Below are 22,906 nucleotides of genomic sequence, written 5' to 3'. Positions count from 1 at the left end.
CCGGTGGCTGGAAAATAGGAGGGCGCCACCCCGGTCCGTCATTCGGTGGAGTACGGACGCCTCCTTCCGTACATCTACGGACGGGGCGGAGCGTCTCCCGAGCCGTCGAGACCCGCTTCGATCACGAGGCGGGTGAGGCCGGCCACGGTGCGCACCTCCAGCTTGTTCATCAGGCTCTCGCGGTGCGTCTCCACGGTGCGGGGGCTGATCCCGAACGCTTCGGCGATCTCGCGGTTGGTCTGTCCCGCGGCGATGCCGAGCAGCACGTCCATCTCCCGGGGCGTGAGCTGTCCCAGCCGGTGCCGCATCTCGGCCTGCTCGGCCTCGCTCTCCAGGGCCTGGCCCAGCGTCCCGGCCACGGAGGTGGGGAAGTACTCGCGACCGGCCGCGACGGCGCGCACGGCTTCGCGGAGCTGCTGCGGCGGGGTGTCCTTGAGCACGTAGCCGTGGGCCCCGGCCCGCACCGCTTCCAGGACGTACTGGGGCCGCTCGTGCATGCTGAGGATGAGGATCCCGAGCGTGCGGCCGTCGTCCCGGAGCGTGCGCGTCACATCCAGCCCCGTCCCTCCGGGCATGGTGACGTCGAGGATGAGCACGTCGGGATCCAGCGAGCCCACCAGCTCGATCGCCTCGGCCCCGGAGGCCGCCTCGCCCACCACGCGCAGGTCGGGCGCCTGCCCCAGCACGCGCCGGATGCCTTCGCGCACCACGGCGTGGTCGTCCGCGATGACGATGCGGATCCCGGTGTCGGCGTCGCCGCTCATGCTGTCTCCACGGGAAGGGTGACCCGCAACACCGATCCCTCGGCCGCGGGGGAGAAGTGCAGGTGGCCTCCGATGGAGCCCACGCGCTCGCTCAGGCCGGCGAGTCCGGCGCCGCCGGGGCCATCCGGGCCGCCTTCGGGGCGGGCACCGCCCGCGTCGGCCACCTCGAGGATCACCTTCCGGCCGTTGCGCGTCAGGACGACGCGGGCCTCGGCGCGCGCCGTATGGCGCGCGACGTTGGACAGCGCCTCCTGCAACGAACGGAAGAGTGCCAGCTCGGCCTCGGGCTTGAGCGGCGGCAGCTCGGCCGGCAGGTCGGCGGTGACGCGCAACCCGCCCCGGCGCCGGAAATCGTCCATGAGCGCCCCGAGCGCCGGCAGCAGCCCCAGATCGTCCAGCAGCGCGGGACGTAGCTGCTCGGCCACGGACCGGATGGACGTGATGGCGCTCCCCACCAGGCCCAGCGCCGTGCCGATCCCCTCGGCGATGTCCGCCGGGGCCCGCTCGCGCAGGGCGCCCAGCTCCAGGCTGAGCGCGGCGAAGACCTGCGCGGTCTCGTCGTGCAGCTCGCGGGAGAGCCGTTTGCGCTCCTCCTCATGCTGGCGGACGGTGCCCGCCGAGAGGCGCTCGAGGGCCGCCGTGCGCTCGCGCAGGCGTCGGTGCAGCGCCGCGCTCTCCAGCGCCGCACCCATCTGCTGACCGAGCGCTTCGAGGAAGCGATCGTCCAGCGCGGTGAAGGGATCGCGCGCCGCGCTGGCGATCACCAGCGCTCCGGTGGTGCGGCCCCCGGCGACGATCGGCAGCACGGAGACGAACTCGTCGCCGCTGTCGGCGTGGCCGACGCGCAGCCGTTCCGGCGCCCCGTGCTCGAGCACCCGGTGGGTGGCGGCCAGGACGGCGCCCAGTCCCGACGCGTCCGTCCACCGCGCGCACACGCCCGCGGCGCTGTGGAAGCGGGTCTGCTCCTCGGCGAGCAGCAGGGCCGTGCCGCGCACGGCCGGCAGCGTCAGCGGTCGCTCCACGAGCACGCCGCGCACGTCGCCGCCCGCCGATGCGCCCTGCAGGTCGCCCGACAGGGCCGACAGGGTCTCGAGGCCGCGCGTGAGATCCTCCTGGACGAGCAGCAGGATGCCGAGGCCCACACTGAGCTCGAAGACGATGTCCAGGTAGTAGCCCCAGGGCGTCCACGCCCCCTGGGCCCGCAGGAGCGGGTAGTCCAGGTGGTGGAGCGCCCACAGCGCGAAGGCGAGCGCCAGCCAGCGCGCCGCCTGGGAGCCCACCCGGCGGGAATGCACGAAGAACACGGCGCCCGTCCAGAGCGTGGCGATGCTGAGGAAGAGCACGGCGGGCAGGGCCGCCCACAGGAAGTGGTCGAGCCGGTAGATGGCGATGTACGACCACAGCGGGGGGAAGAGCGCGAAGAGGAAGTAGCTGGCCCGCCACTCCGGACGCCGCGAGAACTGGAGTGCCGCCCACAGCAGCGTGAGCGCCGTCCACCCGGTGATCACCTGGTGCCAGTAGAGCCAGATGGGATGCTCGTTCAGCAGGAACGAGAGGATGGCCACCAGCCGGAGCGCGTACAGCCCCCACGCGACGGCCCACCAGCGGAACCAGGGTTTGCGGTAGCGGACGTACAGCCCCAGGCAGAGCAGACCCAGCCCGGTCGTGACCGTCAACTGCAGCAGGGCCGCGCTCAGTTCGGTGAGCGCGCCGTCGGGGACGTGCCAGTTCATGCGGCCAATGGTATCCAGGCGCCGGCGCGGCCGTCCACCCGGGTGGTCGGGTGGCGGCGGGCGCGTGGGTGCCCGAGCTTCTCCCGCGATGCGCGTTCCCGGAAGCGAGGAATGGATCCGAGCAGGAGTCGCAGCGGCGCTGCTGGGCACGCTGGGCCTCGGCGTGTGGCTGCGTTGGGCGCTCGCGGGAGGGTTGGCGCTCCCACTCGACTTCGCCCACCTGCGCCACGCGCACTCGCACCTCGGCTACTACGGCATCCTCCTGCCGCTCGCGTGGCGGGCCTGGCGCAGGGCGGGAGCGCCGGTGCCGAGCGGGCGCACCGGTGTGCTGTACGCGGTTGCCACGTCCGTCGCCGTCGTGGGGTTCCTGCGCGCGGGGTACGGGCCGGAGGCGATCGCCGGGAGCACAGTGGTGGGTGCGGTGTGGCTGACGTCGGCAGCGCGCCTGCGCGCGCGCACCTGGGCCGCGCGCGACCTCCTGGCGCCCGTCCTCCCCGCGGTCGTCGCGGCGCTGGCCTGCGTCCCCATGATCGCGCTGCGGCTGGATTCCGATCCCGCGACCGCCTACGCCTTCGTCGCCACCTTCCTCGCCATCCTGCTGCTCGGGGTGGCCGTCCCCTCCGCGCTCCTCGCGCAGGGCGCAACCGTCCGCCATGCGCCGGCCTGGGGCGTCACGGCCCTCCTCGGGGCCGCCGCGCTCGGGGCCTGGCCGGCGGCTCCGGCGCGCGCGGCCCTGCTGGCGTACGGCCTGGGTCTGGCCGCCGCCGCGCGCACCGCGTCCGGCGAGGCCTGGCTGCGCGCCGCGTGGTTCCTGGTGGCGGCCGGCCTGTCCGGCATGGCGCTGGGCGTGCTGCCCGACACCCATCCGGTGGTGATCGGGGCGATCCACTTCCTGGTGCTGGGCCCCGTTCTGGGCGGGCTGGCGCTGTCCGGTCGCGGGGTGCCGGGCTCCCGCGGGGGCTGGCTCTACCTCGGTGCGGTGGGGGTCCTCACGCTTCCGCTGGTCCTGCAGGGGCTGGGGGCCGGCGCCTGGACCCGAACGGTGTCCGCGTGGGGCGGGACCCTCGTCCTCGCCTCCTGGACCGCGATGCTCCTGGTGCCGGGGGGGCCGCTGACCCGAGACTCCAGCGACCCCGCGTCCACTGCGCGGGCCGCTCGTCCAGACCTGCTTCCGGAGTCCGACCCGTGATCGCGCTGGAACCGGTGACCCTCGAGGCGGGCGGTGTCCGCCTGGAGCCGCTCACGCTGGAGCACGTGTCCGCGCTGGAGGCGGCGGCCGCGGACGGAGAGCTGTGGACGCTGCGGTATACGTCCGTGCCGGCGCCGGGCGAGACGACGGGGTACGTGCGCGCCGCGCTGGAGGGGCAGGAGGCGGGCCACATGCTCCCCTGGGTCGTGCGCGAGCTCGACACCGGATCGGTGATCGGGTCGACGCGCTACCACGACGTCGTGGCGTCGATCGACCGCGTGGAGATCGGCTACACCTGGTACGGTCGGCGCTGGCAGGGGACGCACGTCAATCCGGCCTGCAAGCGGTTGCTGCTGGCGCACGCCTTCGAGCGGATCGGGTGCGCCGTGGTGGGGCTGCGCACGGACATCCTGAACGCGCGCTCGCAACGGGCGATCGCCGCGCTCGGGGCCCGACGGGACGGTGTGCTGCGCCACCACCAGCCCCGGCGCGACGGCAGCGTGCGCGATACGGTCATGTTCAGCATCCTGGCCGACGAGTGGCCGGACGTGCGCGCGCGGCTGGATCACCGGCTGCGCGAAGGACCGTCGGGCTCAGCCGAGCGCGGTTGAATCCACCCCGTGCGGTGCGGTGTCGGCCAAGAGCGCCAGGGCCGCCTGCGCTCCGCCGGGGCGATGGGGAATCCCGGCCACCCGCAGCCCCAGCTCCACGCCCCCGAGCGTGCCCAGCAGCATGACATCGTTGAAGTCGCCGAGGTGTCCGATGCGGATCACCCGATCGGCGAGCCGCCCCAGCCCCCCGCCGATGGACATGTCGCAGCGCTCCAGGATCACGCTCCGCAGGGCATCGGCGCTGTGCCCCGCGGGCAGCAGCACCGTGGTCGCCGCCACGGAGCGCTCGTGCGCGCGCTCGGCGAAGCACTCCAGATCCCAGGCCTCGACCGCGGCCCGGGCGGCGGCGGCGTGGCGCGCGTGGCGGGCGAAGACCGCCGGCAGCCCCTCCTGCGCGAGCAAGGTGAGCGCCTCGTCCAGGCCGAAGAGCAGCCCGGTGGCGGGCGTGTACGGGAAGAAGCCCTCGTCGTTGAAGCGCGTCTGCTCGCTCCAGCTCCAGTAGGAGCGCGGGGCGGTGGCCGACGCCGCGGCGGCCAGCGCGCGCGGTCCGGCGGCGACGAAGGCGAGCCCGGGCGGCAGCATGAGCGCCTTCTGGGAGCCGCTCACGCACACGTCGATGCCCCAGGCGTCGTGACGGTAGTCACAGGCAGCCAACGAGGACACCGTATCCGCCATCAGGAGGGCCGGGTGCGCGAGGGCGTCCAGCACCGGACGCAGCGCCGCCAGGTCCGTGGTCACCCCGGTGGAGGTCTCGTTGTGGACCACCAGCACGGCGGCGATGCGCCGATCGGGATCGGTGGCGAGCGCGGCGTGCAGGTCATCCGCGGTGACGCCGCGGCGCCAGTCCCCAGGGACGGCCACCACGTCCAGGCCGAGCCGCGCGGCCACCCGCCCCCACTGCTCCGCGAAGAAGCCGCGCTCGAACACCAGCACGCGCGCGCCGGGAGAGAGCGTGTTGGCGAGCGCCGCCTCCCAGGCCCCCGTCGCCGACGAGGGATAGAGAAAGACGCGCCCCTCCGTGCCGAACAGGTGGCGCAAGCCTTCGAGCACCCGCAGCCCCAACGCCTGGAACTCCGGGCCGCGGTGGTCGATGGTGTTGCGGTGCATGGCGGCCAGCACGCGGTCGGGGACGTTGCTGGGCCCGGGGAGCTGCAGGAAGTGGCGGCCGGCGCGTCGCATCAGGGGGGTCCGGGTGGGAGGGTGGTCAGCCGCGTTGCATGGGATCGACGAGCGCGATGCCGTCGATGACCTCCCAGCGCGCGCTGTGGGAGTACGTGTGGGTGCCGACCAGGGAATCGCCCCACTCCGCGCCGCGCGTCCCCACGAGATGCTCGCGGTATTCCGTGGCCGTGAGGCGTTCGATGGCGTGGAAGTGGGTCTGACGTCCGTACCACAACGTCGTGTCCTGGCTGGGCCGCACCCAGGTCCCTTCCTGTTGGAACAGCGCGCCCGCATTGCGCGCGTAGCGCGCGTCCCGGCTCAGAGGGCTGGCCGGGTGGAGCCGCCACGGCGCGTGCAGATCATCGGCGGTGAAGAGATACAGGTGGGCATGCGCGCCGGGGCGGTTGCGCAGGCTCGTGAAGAAATAGTGCCTGCCGTCCTCGCCCACGTGGAGGATCGTGTCGAGACCGGGTCGCTCGAACAGGACGTGGTCGAGCTCCCACCGGAACGGGAACGAGGTCGCTCGATAGAGCTCCACGCGTCCGGAGCGCAGGGCCTCCGGGATCATCCAGATCGAGCCGTCCTGCTGGAACACGAACGGGAACGACAGATGGTAGGGGCGGTCGAGCACCGTGCGGAACTCGCCCACGCGGCCGTCGGCCGCGATCTCGGCGCACGCGATGACACCGCGCTCGTCCGCGTACGGAAAGTCCTCGACGAAGAGCCACGCCCGGCCCTGGTGCTCGAACAGGAACGGATCCGCGTAGTAGTGTCCGCGCGGGGAGCGCAGCCAGCGGAAGTCGCGCCAGGTACCCTCCCACGGTGCGTGGCCGGCCCGAGGTCGCAGGGCCACCTGCCAGTGGCGCAGACGGGGGTCGCGGGCGAGTCGTCGCCGCACGGCCTCGCCCAGCTTTCCGCCGAGGAAGCCGACCATCTCGCGGTTGTCGGGCGTGCGGTAGAGCTTCTTGCGCCCCTGGAACGGCGCCGCCGGCACCGCCTCCGCCTGCACGGCCTGCCACCCGCGCTCGTGGAGCCGCTGCAGCTTCTCGATGACCATCGGCTCGGCGGCGCGATAGGCCGCGGGAAGATTGGCGGCGCGCGACATCCCGAGCTCCGTCGGCGCCAGCGTCTTCGCGAGGACCAGGCCCGCGTCGAGGGTCTCGTTCAGCACCTGCAGGATGGTTCCGGTCAGGGGTGCGTCCTCTGCCACCTCCCAGAACATCGGGGGGCCACCGCGATAGAAGTCGTTGTCGCCGTGATGGTAGGACCAGATGCCGTAGCGGGCGGCGTCGAGGATCTCGCCCTTGAGGATGTTGAAGCCGAAGCGCAGGATCACGTCGAGATCCCGGGAGCGGATCTCCGCGAGCGCATCCGCCGGGAATCGGTGGACGAAGCCCTTGCCCAGCGGAGTGACCGCGACCTCGGGCACGCCCTCGAACAGGTCCGAGCAGTCGACCAGGTCGAGGGTGGCGGCCGCTGCCGGATTCCGCGCGGCGTCCCACTGCAGGTAGCGGGAGTAGAGGAGCTGGCGACGACGCTTGGGGTCGGCCAGGGCCTTGGCCCAGCGGACCGGCCGCGAGCCCGTGAGGTCTCCTCCGACCGCGTGGGGGACATGACGGATCACGAGCGCCAGCTCCGCGAAGTCGGCGTCGCGGATGTGGCGGAGGACCTCGGCGAAGGGGTCGATCAGCTCGGAGCCGTCGATCATCACCCCGATCCGGAGCGGCGGGCCGGTGCCCGTCGAATGCAGGTGGAAGGACTCGATCATCGGGACGGGGACAGGCTCCGGCGGAAGGGCGTCGGACTCTAGAGCGGCCCCCGGGCGCGAGCAAGCCGTAGGCCGCGGTGGGGGCGGGGTGGCCTGCACGCGACCGGCGCCCATATTCCGGTCCGGCGCCGCCGGGCCCCGGTGAGCATGGAAGATGCAGACCAGGCCCCGGTCGGTTCCCGCCCGGTGGGCGGCGGACAGCAGGCAGCACGTGGCCCGACCCGGGCCGCGCGGTCTCAGCAGAGGATGGCGTGGGTCTCTACCAGCGGCTGTATCAGGTGTACTTCGCCATGGAGCGGAGGATCGTCCCGGGCCTGCGGCACACGCAGAGCCGGTACCACGACGCGCTCCGCGAGCTCGCCGCCGAGCGGCCGCGTTGGCTCGACCTGGGATGCGGATGGCACCTGCTGCGCGAGTGGCAGGAGGCGGAGGAGCGCGAGCTCGTCTCGTCCGTGCCGCTCCTCGTGGGTCTGGAGCTGGACGAGGCCGCGCTGCGCAAGCACCGCACGATCGGCCCCAAGGTGGTGGGGGACGTCTCGCGCCTGCCCTTCCAGGACGGCAGCTTCGACCTGGTCAGCGCCAACATGGTGGTCGAGCACCTGGAGGAGCCGGCGCTCCAGTTCTCGGAGATCCAGCGGGTCCTGAGGCCTGGTGGTTCCTTCGTCTTCCACACGCCGAACCTCCACGGCTACATCGCGCGGATCGCCGCAGCCCTCCCGGAGGGCCTGAAGGGGTCCTTGATCTCGGTCCTGGAGCGGCGTAAGAGCGAGGACGTCTATCCTACCTTCTATCGCGCCAACACCGCGGAGCAGGTGGAGGCGCTGGCCCAGCGGACCGGCTTCGAGGTGGTGCGGATCGCGCGGGTCACCACGACGGCGCAGACGGCCATCGTGCCCCCGCTGGCCTTGGCCGAGCTGCTCTGGCTCCGGATGCTCGAGCGCAATCCGGCGTTGGAGCGCTACCGCACCAACCTCATCGTCCAGCTGCGGAGAGCCGCGTAGCCGCCTCGTCCCGGCGCGTCCGTGTCCGCGGCGAGGGCCGGCCTGCGCCTGGGAACCGGGCGACGGACGTGGGGCGCGCGAGCCTCGAAGTGTGCCCCGGGGGCCACAGCGGACCGCCCGGGAGCGGGGGGCGCGGATGCGGGCGGGCGCGGTCCGGATCCTGCCGAGGGGGGTGCGGGCGGTCGGACCGCGCTGCCCCCGACGGGGTTGTCATAGCAGGCAACGCGGCGCCGGCACCCCACCCGGGGCCGACGCCGCTTGCGGGGGGGACCCCCGAGTGGATCTTCAACCCAGCCCGGGCCGCCGGACGGCGGCCGGTGGAGGACCGTAGGCGGACGTGTCGAGCGTATCCGTGAACCAAGGAGTCCGTGCCGGCTGGTCCGGCCCCGCGCGCCGTTCCCGGAAGCAGCGGTCCGCGGAGGACGTCGCCGAGAGCGACCTCTTCGGCTGGTTCAAGGGCGTCCGCTGGTCGATCTCCTACGCCGCCTTCCTCGTCTACATCATCTCGCTGGTCACGTCCCGGATCCCGCTCGGTACGGAGGCCATGGCGCTGGCCCTGCTCGGCCTCGCGGGCGAGAAGGGCAGGATCAAGGCGCCGCCGATCGTCTTCATCTTCGGCGGCTTCGTGCTGTGGGGCCTCGTCGGGTGGACCCTGTCGGCGGATCCCCTGTCGACCTGGAACACCGTCATCCAGCTGGCCAAGGTGGGCGCCATCATGTTCGTGGCGGTCAACGTCCTCACGGACGTGCCCCGCCTGCGCCTCTTCCTGCTCGTGTTCCTGGGCAGCTTCCTGGTCTATCCCGGCCGCGGCTCCATCCTCAACTGGGTGACCGGGGGCAACACCCTCTTCGGGCGCGCCATCTGGAACTACATCTACGAGAACCCGAACGATCTGGCCGCGCTGACCTTCTTCCCGCTCGGCATCGCCCTCTACATGATGCAGGAGAAGGGGCACCACCTGGCCCGTCTCGGTGCACTCGCGTCCGTCGGGGTGTGCGGCTTCGTGATCATCATCACGCAGTCGCGCGGCGCCATGCTGGCCCTCATCCCCATGGTGTTCCTGTCGGTGGCGGGCCACCACAAGAAGCTCCGGGCCATCAGCGGCCTCGTCTTCCTGGTCGGCGTGGTGGCCATGTTCACCCCGTCCGACATCCTGGACCGCTTCCTGGGCCTCAAGGCCGCCTCCAGCGGCGACCTGACGGCCCTGGACGACTCGAACTCCGCCGAGGGGCGCTTCGAGATCTGGAAGACCGCGGCCGGCATCTTCATGGACCGGCCGGTGACCGGGTGGGGCCTGGGCACGTACCGCATCAAGCACCGGCAGGCCACCCGCTTCGATGTCTCCATCACCATCTCCGCGCGGGGCGGGCGCGATGCCCACTCCACGTACCTGACCCTCGCGGCCGAGACCGGATTCATCGGCGTGGCTCTCTTCCTCGCGCTGATCGTTTCCGTGATGCGCCACGCCTCGCGTGCTCGACGGCGGCTCCGACGCTACGACCCCGGGTTGGCGATGCAGATCCGCTTCCTGCAGAACGCATTGATCGCGTTCCTGGTGGCCGGGATCTTCGGCTCCTTCGCGCTGCTGTCGTTCCTGTACGTGCACATCGCCACCATCTACGCGGCCGCCTCGCTCGGAGAGCGCCGCGCCGCGGAGTTCAAGGCGGCCCGGGCGGGCCTCGTTCCCCCGATGGGAGGGCGGCCCCTGCCCGCCTACGCATTCGCTACGCCGAGATGATCCCGGTCGTCTTCTGCGTCGACGGGTTCGAGGAGGCGGGGACGGAGCTCAACGCGGTCAGGACCGCAGAGCATCTGGATCGCTCGCGCTTCGATCTGCGCGTCGTGGCCCTCTCGGAACGCGGGACGCTACAGGCCCGATACCGGGCGGCCGGCATCCCCATCGAGACGTTCACGCTCGGATCGCTGGTCAAGCCCCCACCCGTCCGGCAGGCGCGGGCGCTGGCCGCGTACCTGCGGCGCGAGCGCATCCAGATCTTCCACGCCCAGGGCATCTACGAGAACGTCTTCGGCGTGCCGGTGGCGCGCTGGGCCGGCGTTCCAACCGTGCTCGCCAGCCGTCGCTGGTTCAAGACGCCCACGCAGGATCGCCTGGGGACATTGAATCGCCTGTCGTACCGCTTGGCCCATGGCGTGCTGGCCAACTCGCGCACCGTGGGGCGGATCGTCGCGGAGGAGGATCGGGTTCCGGGAGATCGCATCCACGTGATCCCGAACTTCCTCGAGGACGAGGCCCTGGCGCCGCCGCCCTCCGGATGGATCGCGGACCGCAAGGCGGAGCTGGCGCTGCCCGGGAATGCGCTGGTGGTGGGCTCGGTGGCGCGTCTCCGGCCGGAGAAGGACCTGGCCATGATGATCACGGCGTTCGCGCAGGTGGGTCGGCAGTGGCCGGACGCCTATCTGGTCCTCGTCGGGGACGGACCCGAGGAGCAGAGCCTGCGGGCGCTCGTCGAGCGGTTGGACCTGGGCGCGCGCGTACGCTTCGCCGGCCGGCGCGCCAGCCGCCCCAGCATGCACGCGGTCTTCGATGTCTCGCTCCTGAGCTCGGCCAGCGAAGGCTTTCCCAACACGCTGCTGGAAGCCATGGCCATGGGCCGCCCCGTCGTCACCACCGCGGTCGGCGGCGCGCCCGACGCCATCGAGCACGATGCCAACGGCTTCCTGGTCCCGGCCGGCGACGCGGATGGCTTCGCCCAGGCCATGTCGCGCTTGCTGGCGGACGCGGGATTGCGGGCCCGCATGGGGGCGGAAGGGCGACGCCGCGCGGAGGCGTACACGGTTCCGCGTACGGTGGGTGCCCTCGAACAGCTCTATGATCGCATGCTGGAGGGCAGGCACTGATGTGCGGGATCGCGGGGTGGGCCGGTTGGGAGGACGCGCCCCCGCAGGCGGCGCTGGAGCGGATGTGCGACGTGATCGTCCATCGGGGGCCGGACGACTGCGGTTATCACATGGGACCGCGGGTGGCGCTCGGCATGCGGCGGCTGAGCATCATCGACCTGGCGGGCGGGCATCAGCCGATCTCGTCGGAGGATGGGCGCTGCACCATCGTCTTCAACGGCGAGATCTACAACCATCCGGAGCTGCGGCGCGCGCTGGAGGCCTCCGGGCACACCTTCGCGACGCACTCGGACACCGAGGCCATCGTCCATCTCTACGAGGAGCGGGGCGTCGACGTCGTCCAGGGCCTGAACGGGATGTTCGCCTTCGCCATCTGGGACGATCGCACCGAACGGCTCCTGGTCGCGCGGGACCGCCTGGGCATCAAGCCGCTCTACTACTGGGAGACGGCGGGCGGTGTGGCATTCGCCTCCGAGCTCAAGTCCATCCGGGCGCTCGATCGTTTCCGACCCGAGCTGGACGAGGAGGCGCTGGCGCTCTACCTGATGCTCGGCTACGTCCCCGATCCGCTGACCATCTACCAGGGTGTGCGCAAGCTCCCGCCGGGTCACCGCCTCACGTGGAGCCGGAGCGAGGGCGTGCGCATCGAGCCGTGGTGGACCCCGTTACGGGACGAGGATCCCGGCCTGGACGAGGCCGAGGCGACCGCCGAGATCCAGCGCCTCATCGAGGATGCCGTGCGCATCCGCATGATCGCGGACGTGCCGCTCGGCGCGTTCCTGTCGGGAGGCATCGACTCGTCCACGGTCGTGGCCTACATGACGCGCCACTCGAGCCAGCCGGTGCGCACGTTCTCCATCGGTTTCGAGGAGCCCGAGTTCAACGAGGCCGACGACGCGCGGGCCGTCTCCGAAGCGCTCGGCACCGATCACACACAGCTCATCGTGCGTCCCGATGTCGACGCCCTGATCGAGCAGGTCGTCCTGGCGTTCGACGAACCTTTCGCCGATCCCTCGTCCATTCCGACGTTCCTGGTCAGCGAGCTGGCCCGTCGTCACGTGAAGGTCGCGTTGTCGGGGGATGGCGGGGACGAGCTGTTCGGCGGCTACGAGCGTTACGACGAGGTGCTCCGCACCCGGCGCGGGCCGCCCGACGCGCTGGCCCCGGCGCTGGGCGGTCTGGTGCGGCGCCTGCCCCAGGCGACGTTCGGGCGGAACCTGATGTTGGACTGGACCCGCGATGCCGAGGGGCGCTACGCGGGTCGGGTGGGCCGCTCCCTGGATCCGCGCGAGGGCGGCGTGGGCTCGGCCGCTCTGACGGCCCGTGCCAACCCGTTCGACCGGCTCCTCGATCCATGGTTCCGCCAGGTGCCGAACGGGTCGCTCGCGCACCGGATGATGAGCGTGGACCTGCTCACCTACCTCCCGGGCGACATCCTCACCAAGGTCGACCGCATGTCCATGGCGGTCTCCCTGGAGGCGCGCGTTCCACTCCTGGACTACCGCTTGGCCGAGCTGGCCATGCGCATCCCCTCCGGCCTGAAGATCCGGGGCGGGGTGGGCAAATGGATCCTGCGCGAGGCCGTGGGCCCGCTGCTCCCGCCGCGCGTGTTGGAGAAGCGGAAGCAGGGGTTCGGCGTCCCCCTGCGCGACTGGTTCCGGAAGGAGCTCAAGCACCGGGTCGACGCATTGGCCACCTCCGACGCCCTCGCGCCGTGGGTGGATGATGCGGCGCTGCAACGGGTCCTCCGCGAGCATCACGCGGGGCGCCGCGACCAGTCCGCGACGCTGTGGAGGCTGGTCGTCCTCGACCTGTGGTTGACGGCGGAGGGGGCGGCCCCGTCCCGGGACCTCGCGGCGCTGGTCGAGGGTCGCTGATCCGCGAGCGGGTGCGGCCCTTCGCAAACAAATGGCGTCAGATCGACGTTTTCGGGGCACGGCGTATCGCTTCGATGCATCGGACGCGCTGCTCGGCCCGGGCTCCGGTCTGAGGCTGCCGCGCCACGCTGCGCCCGCGCATCACCTCTAAGTTACTCCTCGTTCGCCACTTCTTGAGGCCGTTCCGATCGGCCGTCCGCAGGGCTCCGGCGCGGCCCGGGTGTTGCAGAGGCGCGTAGCGACTCAGCGACAGGTGTCGTGTGGCTGCCACACGTGGCGTCGTCAGCGCGCGTGGGCATCGCCCCTCGATGTCGAACCCAGACACCCACGCGGAATTGACAAGCCCCATGCGAATCCGGTTCAGCCCGGCGCGCCGTGCGCTGCGCGGCGCCCTCCCAGCGTGTGCCCTCGTCCTCGCTCTCTCCTCCTGCCGGTCCGATGCCCTCGGACCGACGTTCGACCTCGAACAGCCCGTCTCGGGCGACCTCGTCGTCCATCCTGAAGAGCTGGCGCTCGGCGACGGCGAGACGGGGTTCCTGCGGCCCGTGCTCCGCACCCTGACGGGTCAGGAGCTGGGGTCCTTCCCGAACGACAAGAACATCAAGTGGACGGTTGAGTACCCTGCCATCGCGTCGGTGAGCGCCGGTGGCGTGGTCAGCGCGAAGATCCCTGGCGAGACCCGGGTCTTCGCGGAGCTCAATGGACAGCAGGCGGTGGCGCTCGTCGCCGTCCGCCCCAAGCCCGACAAGCTGCGCCCGATGTTGGAGGTGGTGCATCAGGGCGTGATCGGCGCCACCCTCGCCGACAGCGTCGGGGTGTTCCTGATGGACGGTGGCGGGCTGCCGGTGGCCAACACCCAGGTCCGTTTCACGATCGAGGCGGGCGGGGGTGCAGTCTCGCCCCGGGTGGCCACCACGGATGCATCCGGCCGCGTCGCGTTCGCATGGCGACTGGGGAGCTCGGTGGGGCTGCAGGCGGTCCGCGTGGACGCGGACGGAGTCCCCTCGATCTACCTGCAGGCCGAAGCGGAGCGGACGTCGGACGGCCTGCGTCTGGAGATCGTCCGGGGGGACCAGCAGGAAGGCGAGGTCGACGCGCTGCTCCAGGAACCCCTGGTCGTGCGCGTCGTGGACGAGCAGGGCCGGGTGGTGGCCAACCAGCCGGTCACGTGGGAGTTCACCCAGGGCTCGGCCGGAAGCGCCGCTGCGGCCGCTTCTCCGGCGGGCGTCCCGTTGACCATGGCGCAGAACACGACGGCGGCCGGCACGTCCGAGGTCCAGTGGAAGCTCGGTGCCGCCGCCGGCGAGCAGCGCGCCGTGGCCCGCCTCGCCAACGGCAACACCGTGTGGTTCGATGCCAAGGCCCAGGCCGGCCTCATCGACCGCATCGTCACCACACCCCGCCAGCTGGAGGTCGACGTCGGTCGGACCATCCAGTTCCAGGCCAAGGCCTACGACGGCTTCGGCAACGTGATCCCGAACGCATCGCTCAACTGGAAGTCGTCGGATGAGAGCGTCGCGACCGTGAACGGGAACGGCGTAGCTACGGGCGTGTCCAGCGGGAAAGCCTGGATCGCCGCTTCCGCCGATTCCAAGTCCGGTGTGGCCACGCTGTTCGTGACGTCGACCGGTGCCGCGCAGCTCATCGCCGCCTCGGGCGGCGGTCAATCGGCGAGCGTCAACGCCACGCTGCCCCAGCCGCTCGTCGCGATCGTCCGCGACGGACAGGGCCGGGGCGTGCCCAACATGTCGGTCAATTGGGCCGTCACGTCGGGAGGCGGCAGCGTCTCCACCGACGTGACGACCACCGATTCGAACGGCCGCACCTCCGTGCAGTGGACGTTGGGCCCCAACTCCGGCACGCAGCGCGTGGCCGCCACGGCCGCGGGGCTGCAACCGGCCAATTTCGTGGCGTCCGCCTCCGCAGGCGGCGCCGCGCGCGTCCAGCTCACGCCCACGTCACTGGCGCTGCAGATCGGACAGATCCGGACCCTCAACGCCGTGCTCCTGGACGCCCAGGGCAACCCCGTCAAGGGCGCCAACTTCACCTGGACCACGTCCAACGCGTCGGTCGCAATCGTCGATGATGGACAGGTGCGCGGGGCCGGCACCGGTGTGGCGGTGATCACGGCCCGGTCGGGGTCCGTCTCCGGGACGGCCTCCGTCACGGTGGGCTCCAGCGTGAGCCGCGTGACGTTGAGCAGCCCCGTATCACAGGTCAGCGCGTTCGGTGAGGTCTTCGGGCTCTCCGCCTCCGCGTTCAACGCATCCGGTACGAAGATCTCGGGTGTCGCCTTCCAGTGGAGCTCGAGCAACAGCTCGGTCCTGAGCGTGAGCGGTGTGGGTCAAGCGACCTCGCGAGCCAACGGCCAGTCCTGGCTCAAGGCCTGCGCCGGGAACGCCTGCGACAGCGTCCAGGTCGGCGTGGCGCAGAAGCTGTCCAAGGTCCAGATCAGCCCGAGCTCGCCTTCCGTCGCGATGGGGGGGCAGCTGCAGCTGAACGCGCAGGCCCAGGACAAGAACGGCAACGCCGTGACCGGTGCGTCGCTGTCCTGGTCGTCGGGGACGCCGGCGGTCGCCAGCGTCAGCGGTTCCGGGATGGTTTCCGGTCTCAAGTCCGGGACCACCACCGTGACCGCCTCCGCCTCGCACGGATCGGCGGGCTCCGCGTCGGGCCAGGTGACGGTGAACGTGGCCGGTGGCAGCACGCCGCCGCCGCCGCCGCCGCCGCCCCCGAGCGGGAGCGTGCCGCAGCTTCCGCAAGCGTACGTGCAGACGTCCTATCAGGCGCCCAACGGTCGCCAGATCCGGGTGCGGCAGGGCGACGACCTGCAGGTCGCCATCAACCAGGCGCAACGGGGCGACATCCTGCTGCTGGATCCCGGCGCCACCTTCACGGGCAACTTCCGGTTGCCGGCGAAGTCGGGAAGCGGCTGGATCGTGATCACGACGAACACGTCGTTGCCGTCACAAGGCACGCGGGTCACGCCGTCGAGCGCGTCCAATTTCGCCCGGATCATGACGGACAATACGGCGCCCGCGCTCTGGGTGCTGGCTGGATCGTCGCAGTACCGCATCATGGGGGTGGAGATCGGCGTGTCCACGTCGGCGCCCTTCAACTACGGCATCGTCCGCCTGGGTGAGACCGGCTCGGCGCAGAACACGCTGTCGCGGGTCCCCTCCAACATCATCCTGGACCGCGTCTACGTGCACGGGGCCACCAACAAGCCCACGAAGCGTTGCGTGGAGATGAACGCCTCACCGGCCGCCGTCGTGGATTCCTGGCTGGCGGAGTGCCACTACAACGGTCAGGACGCGCAGGCCATCCTGGCCTGGAACGCCCCCGGTCCGTTCAAGATCGTGAACAACCACCTGGAAGGATCGGGAGAGACCGTGATGTTCGGCGGAGCCGATCCGTCCATCTCCGGTCTGATCCCGTCCGACATCGAGATCAAGCACAACCACTTCTTCCGGCCTCCGAGCTGGAGGGGGCAGTGGACGGTCAAGAACCACTTCGAGCTCAAGATGGCGCGCCGGGTGCTCTTCGAGGGCAACATCGTCGAGAACAACTGGAAGGACGCGCAGACCGGGTTCGTGGTGGTGATCAAGTCCGCCAACCAGGGCGGCGGTGCACCCTGGGCGGTCACGGAGCACGTGACCATGCGCTACAACGTCTTCCGCAACGTGGCCAACGGGATCAACATCTCCGCGGCTGCCTCGGGCAAGGCGTCCGGCACGACCAACAACGTGCTGATCGCGCACAACGTCCTGGAGAGGCTGGGGCCGAAGAGCTCCTTCGGTGGTGACGGCATCCTGTTCCAGGTGCTCGACCCGATGACCAACATCCGGATCGAGAACAACACCGGCTTCGCGGAACGCGCCGCGCTGATCTTTGCCGGCTCGACCGGGATCCCCGGCTTCCAGTTCAACAACAACATCGTGACCCGCGGCCAGTTCGGGATCTTCGGCAGCGGTCACGGCGAGGGCACATCCGCACTCAATGCCTACACGACCAGTCACTCCTTCTCAGGGAATGTCATCGTGGGTGCGCCCGCGGGCATGTATCCCTCGAGTTCCGGGAACGCGTATCCCGGGAACGTGTCGCAGGTGGGCTTCGTGAATGTCGGTGCCGGCGACTACCGGCTGAGCGGTTCCAGTCCCTACCAGGGAAGGGGCGCCGACATCGGCAGCGTGAACGGAGCGACGGCCGGAGCCAACTGACCGGCGCCCGAGTTCGAGGGCACACGATCCGCGGGGGAGCGCTTCGGCGCTCCCCCGCTTCGTTTCTGCGGGCAGTGGACGCGGCGCAGGACGGCAGAGGGTGGCGGGATCGCCGATCCTAGCTGGCCCAGCGCCTCCGGCGCGGAAGCAGGGACATGGTCCCGTCCAGCCACGCGCAGAAGACCTCGTCGGAGATCATCATCGTATCGATGAAGCGAGGAAGGAGGAGCGGGTCGCACCCGGGCGGCACCAGATCCGGGCGGCAGGTGGTCGCGCTCGCGATCCCGAGCTCCCGCAGCCAGGGCAGCTGCTCCAGCCCATAGCGGCCCGACGGGTAGCAGAAGTGCGTCAGCGGGCGGGAGGTCACGCCTGCGAGCAGGGCGCGGTTGTCTTCGATCTCCCGCCGCAGGGCCTCCCGCTCCAGGGGACTGCGGTGCCGGTGCGTGTGCAGCTGCACGTCGAAGCCGGCTCCGGCCACCTCGCCCAGCTCCTCCAACGTGAGGAGCGTGAAGAGTCGCTCCGAACGGATGGCCACCAGGTCCACGTCCAGGGCCGCGCAGAGCCGCTCCAGCACGGTGTCCTTGTCCTCCGCGCTGGCGTCCCGACGCTCGCAGTCGGCGAGGATCGCCTGCCAGGCCTCGCCGAAGCGTGCCCGCTCGAAGACGCTGCCGGTGCCCAGGATCTCGCTCAGGTCGATCCCGGGCACAGCGGATCTCCACAGGGCGTAGCGCCCGGCCACGTTGAAGACGGCCCGCTGATCCAGCGTGTGGTAGGTGGACGAATACAGCGTCGCGGGCATCTGGTAGGCGCGCAGCAGGGGCACGCCGGCCGCGAGGAAGTCGTACAGGCCGTCATCGAACGTCAGCACGACGGCGCGGGGCGGCAGGTCACCGCGCGCCAGTCGTTCGACGGCCTCGCCCAGGTCGAGGACTGCGCAGCCCCGGCGACGCAGCAGCTCCAGGCGGCGCTCCAGGAAGGCGGGCGAGACGAACAGCGTCGGATCCCACTCGTGCTCGTCGCGCAGGGAGATCCCGTGGTAGGCCAGGATGAGGAGCCGGCGCCGTCGCCAGGTACTGGAGCCGATCGCATGGGAGACACCGGTGCCCCGCAGGCTCTTGAGCGTGAGGACGCGGGCAGAGCTGAGGATTCCCATGGAGACGGGCGACTCCCTGTGATGGGCGGGTCGGGCGTGCGGTCCGAGGCAAAGAAGCGGCTGCCGCTCCCGGCAAGCAAGCCGTGGTCCACGAGCCCGGCGCGATTCGGCCGGCCCGTTGCGCCCTCGGGGCGGCCACGACGGCACCCACGGGACGCATCGACGACGGCCCCGACGTGTCGCGGCGACGCCGCGTGGAGGACACGCCCCACCTTCCAGGGGGGATCTCCCCCGCCTCTCGCGTAGCGGTCATCCCACGCCGCCTCGATGCCACGGCAGAAGGTGCGCGCGCGCGTCGACCCGCTGTTCCCGAAGTCGCGATCACGCAGCACGTGCCACCATGCGGACCATGTGGGATAGGTCCGTGAATCTGCGTCAGTTAGCGCACTCGCACGGCCGCAGGGCCCTCCGTTTGCTCTCCCGATGCCACGGTCGGAAGCCATTCGTGTTGCGCGATCGCGACGAGCGATGACCCTCCGCGCGGCGCGGCTTCACCGGATTCACGAGTTGCTTTGGGGGATCGTCAGCCGTGCGCTTCGCTTCTCGTCTCACCGCCTTGTCCCGCACCACGCCGCCCACGCCGTTCCGTCCGCTGCTCGCGCTCGCTACGGCCGTCCTCTCGACCGCCTGCGGATCGGACGCCCTCACTCCGCCGATGGACATCGAGATGCGCGTCGAGGGCGAACTGGTCCTGACGCCCTCCGTGCTCACGCTGGTCGACGGAGACGCGGGCGCGTTGCGACTGTCCCTGCGCACTCCGCAGGGCGCGGAGCTCACCTCGTTCCCGAACAGCGGGAACGTCTCCTGGAGGAGCAGCGCGCCGGCGAACGTGAGCGTGGCGGCGGGTGGGACTGTGACGGGGCGCCTCCCCGGGCAGTCCCGGATCAGCGCGACGCTGGGCACGAAGACCGTCAGCGCCCTCGTGATCGTCGATCCGAGACCCGGGACGCTGCGCCCCATGTCGGATGGTGTGGAGGAAGGGGTGGTCGGAGCCACGCTCGCGGACAGCGTCGGCATCCGGGTCGTCGACCGCGGAGGGCTGCCGGTGGCCGGTGTCACCGTGCGGTTCCGCGTCGAGTTGGGGGATGGGGAGGTCTCGCCCGCCGAAGCCGTGACCCGCGCCGACGGATCGGCGCGCTTCGCCTGGAAGCTGGGTGCGGAGCCGGGAGACAACGCCGTGGCCGCCGAGGTGGCGGGAGTTCCGACCGTCTACCTGCGCGCGACCGGCAAGGCGTCGAAGGACCGCCTGCGGTTGCGCCTGCTCAGCGGCGACGACCAGGTGGCGTCGGTGGACGAGGTGCTGACCTCCGAGCTGCGCGTGCAGGTCGAGGACGAGCATGGGAACCCGGTGCCCGGCGCGCCGGTGCGCTGGGAGTTCGTGAACGGGTCCGTGGGCGGCGCCAGCGTGGCGAGCGGCGGAGCCGCCGCGGTGGCGGCCAGCGCCAACGCGTCCGGCGTCTCCGGAGTGCGGTGGCGGCTCGGCCAGCAATCGGGCGATCAGCGGGCCGTGGCCCGCCTGGATGGAGGCTATGAGGTGTGGTTCAAGGCGCGCGCGAAGCCGTCCTCGCCCTACCTGGTGCAGATGGAGCCGCAGGCGCTCGACCTGGGCGTGAACGAGCGCGCGACGCTCGACGTCACCGTGCGGGACCGCTTCGGGAACGAGCTGACGTCCCCCGCGCTGACCTGGTCCACGTCGGACCGCGGGGTGGTCGCCGTGGATGACGGCATCGTCCGGGGCGTCGCCGCCGGCGCGGCGGTCGTCGAGGCGCATACGGTGGATGGAAACCGCATGGCGGCGACGTCGATCTCGGTCCTGTCCTCCGGAGGCCCGGCTTCGCTCCGGGCCGTGAGCGGGCAGGCACAGTCGGCGCCGGTGGGCCAGACCTTGCCCGAGCCCCTCGTGGTCGAGGTCCGGGACGCCGGCGGCCAGCCACTGGCGGGCATCTCGGTCAACTGGACGGTCGCGAGCGGGACCGGTATTGTGGACCATGGTGTGACCGCAACCGACGGTGCAGGACGGGCTTCCGTCCGCTGGACGTTGGGGAGCGTGGCGGGCTCGCAACAGGTGGTGGCCCGGGCCGGTGGGCTTCCGGCGACCACCTTTGTGGCCAGCGCCACGGCCGGCGCGGTCGCCGAGGTGCGGGTGACGCCGTCGACGGCCTCACTCAGCACCGGGGAATCGCGCAGCTTCGTGGCCACGGCGGTCGATGCCGCCGGGAACCCGGTCCCGGCTGCGGGTATGCAATGGAGTTCCTCGGCCTCCGCGGTCGCGACCGTGGATGCCAGCGGGCAGGTCCGGGCGGTGGCGCCGGGTGCGGCCACCATCCGGGCCAGCCTCAATGGAGTGACGGGCCAGGCCGCGGTGACGGTCGCGTCGTCGGTGAGCCGCGTGGCCATCACCCCGACGACACCGACCTTCAGCGCCCTCGGCCAGACGATCCAGCTGCAGGGCAAGGCGTACGACGCCCAGGGAGTGCAGATGCCGACGACCGGTCTCACCTGGACCTCGCGGGCAACCTCCATTGCGAGCGTGGACGCCCTCGGGCGTGTGGTCAGCAAGGCCCTGGGGCGCGCCACGGTGGTGGCCTGCCTCGTCAGCGCCTGCGACAGCGTCACGGTGGAAGTGAACCAGATGGTGGCGCAGGTCGCCGTCAGCCCCTCCACGCAGTCCATCCCGGTGGGCGGCAGCGTCCAGTTCAGCGCCACCGCCAAGGATCCGGGCGGTAGCCCCATCCCGGGTGTGTCCTTCGCCTGGACGTCGGCCAATCCCCAGGTGGTGGCGGTGGACGGGAGCGGCCGGGCCACGGGCCTGACGGCCGGGTCGAGCGCGATCCTGGCGGCTGCCCGCGTGAGCGGCCCGCATGTCCTGGCCGGTCCGGTGATGACCGGGCAGGGCGCCTTGACCGTCACCAGCAGCAGCACCCCCCCGCCCCCGCCTCCTCCCGCCGCGGGTGCGCCGGAGCTCCCGCGCACGTACGTGAACACCACGTATCAGGCGCCCACGGGCGGACGCACGATCCGGGTGCGGCAGGGGGACAACCTGCAGAGCGCCATCAACCAGGCGCAGCGCGGCGACATCCTCATGCTGGACGCCGGCGCCACCTTCAACGGCGACTTCGAGCTGCCCGCGAAGCCCGGCTCCGGCTGGATCGTGATCACCACCAATACCCCGCTGCCCGCGCAGGGCACGCGCGTCACGCCGACGTCCGCCGCCAGCTTCGCGAAGATCGTCGGGCAGAGCAGCGCGCCCGCCCTCTGGGTGCGGGCCGGTGCCTCGCAGTACCGGATCATGGGCGTGGAGATCGGGCTCAATCCATCGATCCCGCTCAACTACCACGTGGTGCGCGTGGGCGAGAGCGGCGGTGCGCAGAACACGCTCGCGAACGTTCCGAGCGACATCATCCTGGACCGCGTCTACATCCACGGCGCGCCGAACCAGGGCACCAAGCGGTGTGTGGAGCTCAACGCCTCGCCCTCCGCCGTGGTCGACTCCTGGCTGGGCGACTGCCACTTCAACGGCGCCGACGCGCAGGCCATCCTGGCCTGGAACGCCCCGGGCCCGTTCAAGATCGTCAACAACCACCTGGAAGGGTCCGGTGAGACGGTCATGTTCGGTGGCGCCGATCCGTCGATCGCCAACCTGGTTCCGTCCGACATCGAGATCCGCCACAACCACTTCTACCGGCCCCCGAGCTGGCAGGGGAAGTGGACGGTCAAGAACCACTTCGAGCTGAAGATGGCGCGCCGCGTGGTCTTCGAAGGGAACATCCTCGAGAACACGTGGAAGGATGCGCAGGTCGGGTTCGCCATCATCATCAAGACGGCCAACCAGAGCGGTGCCGCCACGTGGGCGGTCACCGAGCACATCACGATGCGCTACAACGTGATCCGCAACCACGCCCAGGGGATCAACATCTCCGAGCGGGTCTTCAGCAAGCCGTCCGGATCCACGAACAACATCCTGATCGCGCACAACGTCATCGATCAGCTCGGTGGTCAGAGCACGTTCGGAGGCGAAGGCATCCTCTTCCAGGTGCTCGATCACGTGGACAATCTGACCATCGAGAACAACACCGGGATCGCACAGCGCGCCACGATGATCATCGACGGCCAGAAGGGCATCCCCAACTTCACGTTCCGCAACAACATCGTGACCAAGGGTCAGTACGGTGTGTTCGGCAGTGGCGCGGGCGAGGGCAGTCAGGGGTTGAACACCTACATGGCGCCCGGCTACGTCTTCTCCGGCAACGTGATCGTGGGAGCCGATGCCTCCCGGTATCCCAGCGGGAACCACTTCCCGGCCAACCTCTCCCAGGTCGGCTTCGTGAACGCGTCCGGTCTCGACTACCGGCTCACGTCGGGCAGCCCCTACGCGGGGAAGGGCGCGGACTTCGGGCAGGTCAGCGCGCAGACGGCCGGAGTGAACTGACCACGACTCGCTGCGAACCCCCACAAAACGAAGCGCGCCGGTCCCGACGGGGCCGGCGCGCTTCTGCGTTCTCCAGGTGGAAGCCGATCAGGGCTTCGGATCGAGGCGTCGGAAGACGATCTCGTGGCAGCCGATGCCCTT

At 71.0% G+C, this 22,906-nt stretch carries 13 protein-coding genes; 8 read left to right on the top strand and 5 right to left on the bottom strand.

Translation table 11 applies throughout. The annotated features are described in order from the left end of the window. Positions 1 to 74: 74 nt before the first annotated feature. Both R3E98_19405 and R3E98_19400 read right to left on the bottom strand, forming a co-directional pair. Positions 75 to 764: a response regulator transcription factor gene (locus R3E98_19405; protein MEZ4425571.1), complete on the bottom strand. Its 690-nt coding sequence runs from the start codon at positions 762 to 764 to the stop codon at positions 75 to 77. Continuing rightward, on the bottom strand, positions 761 to 2,497 hold the full coding sequence (locus R3E98_19400; GenBank protein MEZ4425570.1) for a histidine kinase: 1,737 nt from the start codon (positions 2,495 to 2,497) through the stop codon (positions 761 to 763). The genes R3E98_19405 and R3E98_19400 overlap by 4 nt, the downstream gene beginning before the upstream one ends. A gap of 88 nt (positions 2,498 to 2,585) precedes the next feature. Here R3E98_19400 and R3E98_19395 point away from each other — a divergent pair, with 88 nt between their 5' ends. Both R3E98_19395 and R3E98_19390 read left to right on the top strand, forming a co-directional pair. Next, entirely contained in the window at positions 2,586 to 3,686 is a 1,101-nt protein-coding gene (locus R3E98_19395) for a hypothetical protein (protein ID MEZ4425569.1), read from the top strand. Next, positions 3,683 to 4,297, top strand: coding sequence for a GNAT family protein (locus R3E98_19390; GenBank protein ID MEZ4425568.1), 615 nt, complete (start codon positions 3,683 to 3,685; stop codon positions 4,295 to 4,297). The genes R3E98_19395 and R3E98_19390 overlap by 4 nt, the downstream gene beginning before the upstream one ends. Here R3E98_19390 and R3E98_19385 read toward each other — a convergent pair. Both R3E98_19385 and R3E98_19380 read right to left on the bottom strand, forming a co-directional pair. After that, positions 4,280 to 5,476 carry an aminotransferase class V-fold PLP-dependent enzyme gene (locus R3E98_19385; GenBank protein ID MEZ4425567.1) on the bottom strand — a complete coding sequence of 399 codons (1,197 nt, stop codon included), beginning with the start codon at positions 5,474 to 5,476 and terminating at the stop codon, positions 4,280 to 4,282. The genes R3E98_19390 and R3E98_19385 overlap by 18 nt on opposite strands. Before the next feature lie 25 nt (positions 5,477 to 5,501). Beyond that, the gene (locus R3E98_19380; protein ID MEZ4425566.1) at positions 5,502 to 7,226 is read right to left on the bottom strand and encodes a hypothetical protein; all 1,725 of its coding nucleotides are present in this window, start codon (positions 7,224 to 7,226) and stop codon (positions 5,502 to 5,504) included. 251 nt (positions 7,227 to 7,477) lie between these two features. Between R3E98_19380 and R3E98_19375 the strand changes: the two genes are divergently transcribed. The 5 genes from R3E98_19375 (at position 7,478) to R3E98_19355 (ending at position 17,183) form a co-directional block, all read left to right on the top strand. Continuing rightward, a complete protein-coding gene (locus R3E98_19375) occupies positions 7,478 to 8,227 on the top strand; it encodes a methyltransferase domain-containing protein (GenBank protein ID MEZ4425565.1) in 750 nt (249 codons plus the stop codon). 352 nt (positions 8,228 to 8,579) lie between these two features. Then, positions 8,580 to 9,965, top strand: coding sequence for an O-antigen ligase family protein (locus R3E98_19370; protein ID MEZ4425564.1), 1,386 nt, complete (start codon positions 8,580 to 8,582; stop codon positions 9,963 to 9,965). Continuing rightward, on the top strand, positions 9,962 to 11,086 hold the full coding sequence (locus R3E98_19365; protein ID MEZ4425563.1) for a glycosyltransferase: 1,125 nt from the start codon (positions 9,962 to 9,964) through the stop codon (positions 11,084 to 11,086). Before R3E98_19370 ends, R3E98_19365 begins: the two co-directional genes overlap by 4 nt. After that, complete coding sequence (gene asnB, locus R3E98_19360) at positions 11,086 to 12,963, top strand: asparagine synthase (glutamine-hydrolyzing) (GenBank protein MEZ4425562.1); 1,878 nt, start codon at positions 11,086 to 11,088, stop codon at positions 12,961 to 12,963. The genes R3E98_19365 and asnB overlap by 1 nt, the downstream gene beginning before the upstream one ends. A 347-nt stretch (positions 12,964 to 13,310) precedes the next feature. Next, entirely contained in the window at positions 13,311 to 17,183 is a 3,873-nt protein-coding gene (locus tag R3E98_19355; protein ID MEZ4425561.1) for an Ig-like domain-containing protein, read from the top strand. Between the two features lie 118 nt (positions 17,184 to 17,301). Here the strand turns inward: R3E98_19355 and R3E98_19350 are convergent, their stop codons facing one another. Next, entirely contained in the window at positions 17,302 to 18,336 is a 1,035-nt protein-coding gene (locus tag R3E98_19350; protein MEZ4425560.1) for a polysaccharide deacetylase family protein, read from the bottom strand. 529 nt (positions 18,337 to 18,865) lie between these two features. Between R3E98_19350 and R3E98_19345 the strand changes: the two genes are divergently transcribed. Then, positions 18,866 to 22,765 (top strand): Ig-like domain-containing protein, encoded by a 3,900-nt coding sequence (locus R3E98_19345; protein MEZ4425559.1) that lies wholly within the window; start codon positions 18,866 to 18,868, stop codon positions 22,763 to 22,765. The last annotated feature ends 141 nt before the right edge of the window (positions 22,766 to 22,906 follow it).

This window comes from Gemmatimonadota bacterium, assembly GCA_041390125.1.
GTDB lineage: Bacteria > Gemmatimonadota > Gemmatimonadetes > Longimicrobiales > Gaopeijiaceae > JAGQIF01.
This window is presented reverse-complemented; position numbering and strand designations above follow the sequence as displayed.

Coding starts and splice junctions, on each gene's coding strand:
- R3E98_19405 (MEZ4425571.1), bottom strand. CDS start 764: ATGAGCGGCGACGCCGACACCGGGATCCGCATCGTCATCGCGGACGAC.
- R3E98_19400 (MEZ4425570.1), bottom strand. CDS start 2,497: ATGAACTGGCACGTCCCCGACGGCGCGCTCACCGAACTGAGCGCGGCC.
- R3E98_19395 (MEZ4425569.1), top strand. CDS start 2,586: ATGCGCGTTCCCGGAAGCGAGGAATGGATCCGAGCAGGAGTCGCAGCG.
- R3E98_19385 (MEZ4425567.1), bottom strand. CDS start 5,476: ATGCGACGCGCCGGCCGCCACTTCCTGCAGCTCCCCGGGCCCAGCAAC.
- R3E98_19380 (MEZ4425566.1), bottom strand. CDS start 7,226: ATGATCGAGTCCTTCCACCTGCATTCGACGGGCACCGGCCCGCCGCTC.
- R3E98_19365 (MEZ4425563.1), top strand. CDS start 9,962: ATGATCCCGGTCGTCTTCTGCGTCGACGGGTTCGAGGAGGCGGGGACG.
- asnB (MEZ4425562.1), top strand. CDS start 11,086: ATGTGCGGGATCGCGGGGTGGGCCGGTTGGGAGGACGCGCCCCCGCAG.
- R3E98_19355 (MEZ4425561.1), top strand. CDS start 13,311: ATGCGAATCCGGTTCAGCCCGGCGCGCCGTGCGCTGCGCGGCGCCCTC.
- R3E98_19350 (MEZ4425560.1), bottom strand. CDS start 18,336: ATGGGAATCCTCAGCTCTGCCCGCGTCCTCACGCTCAAGAGCCTGCGG.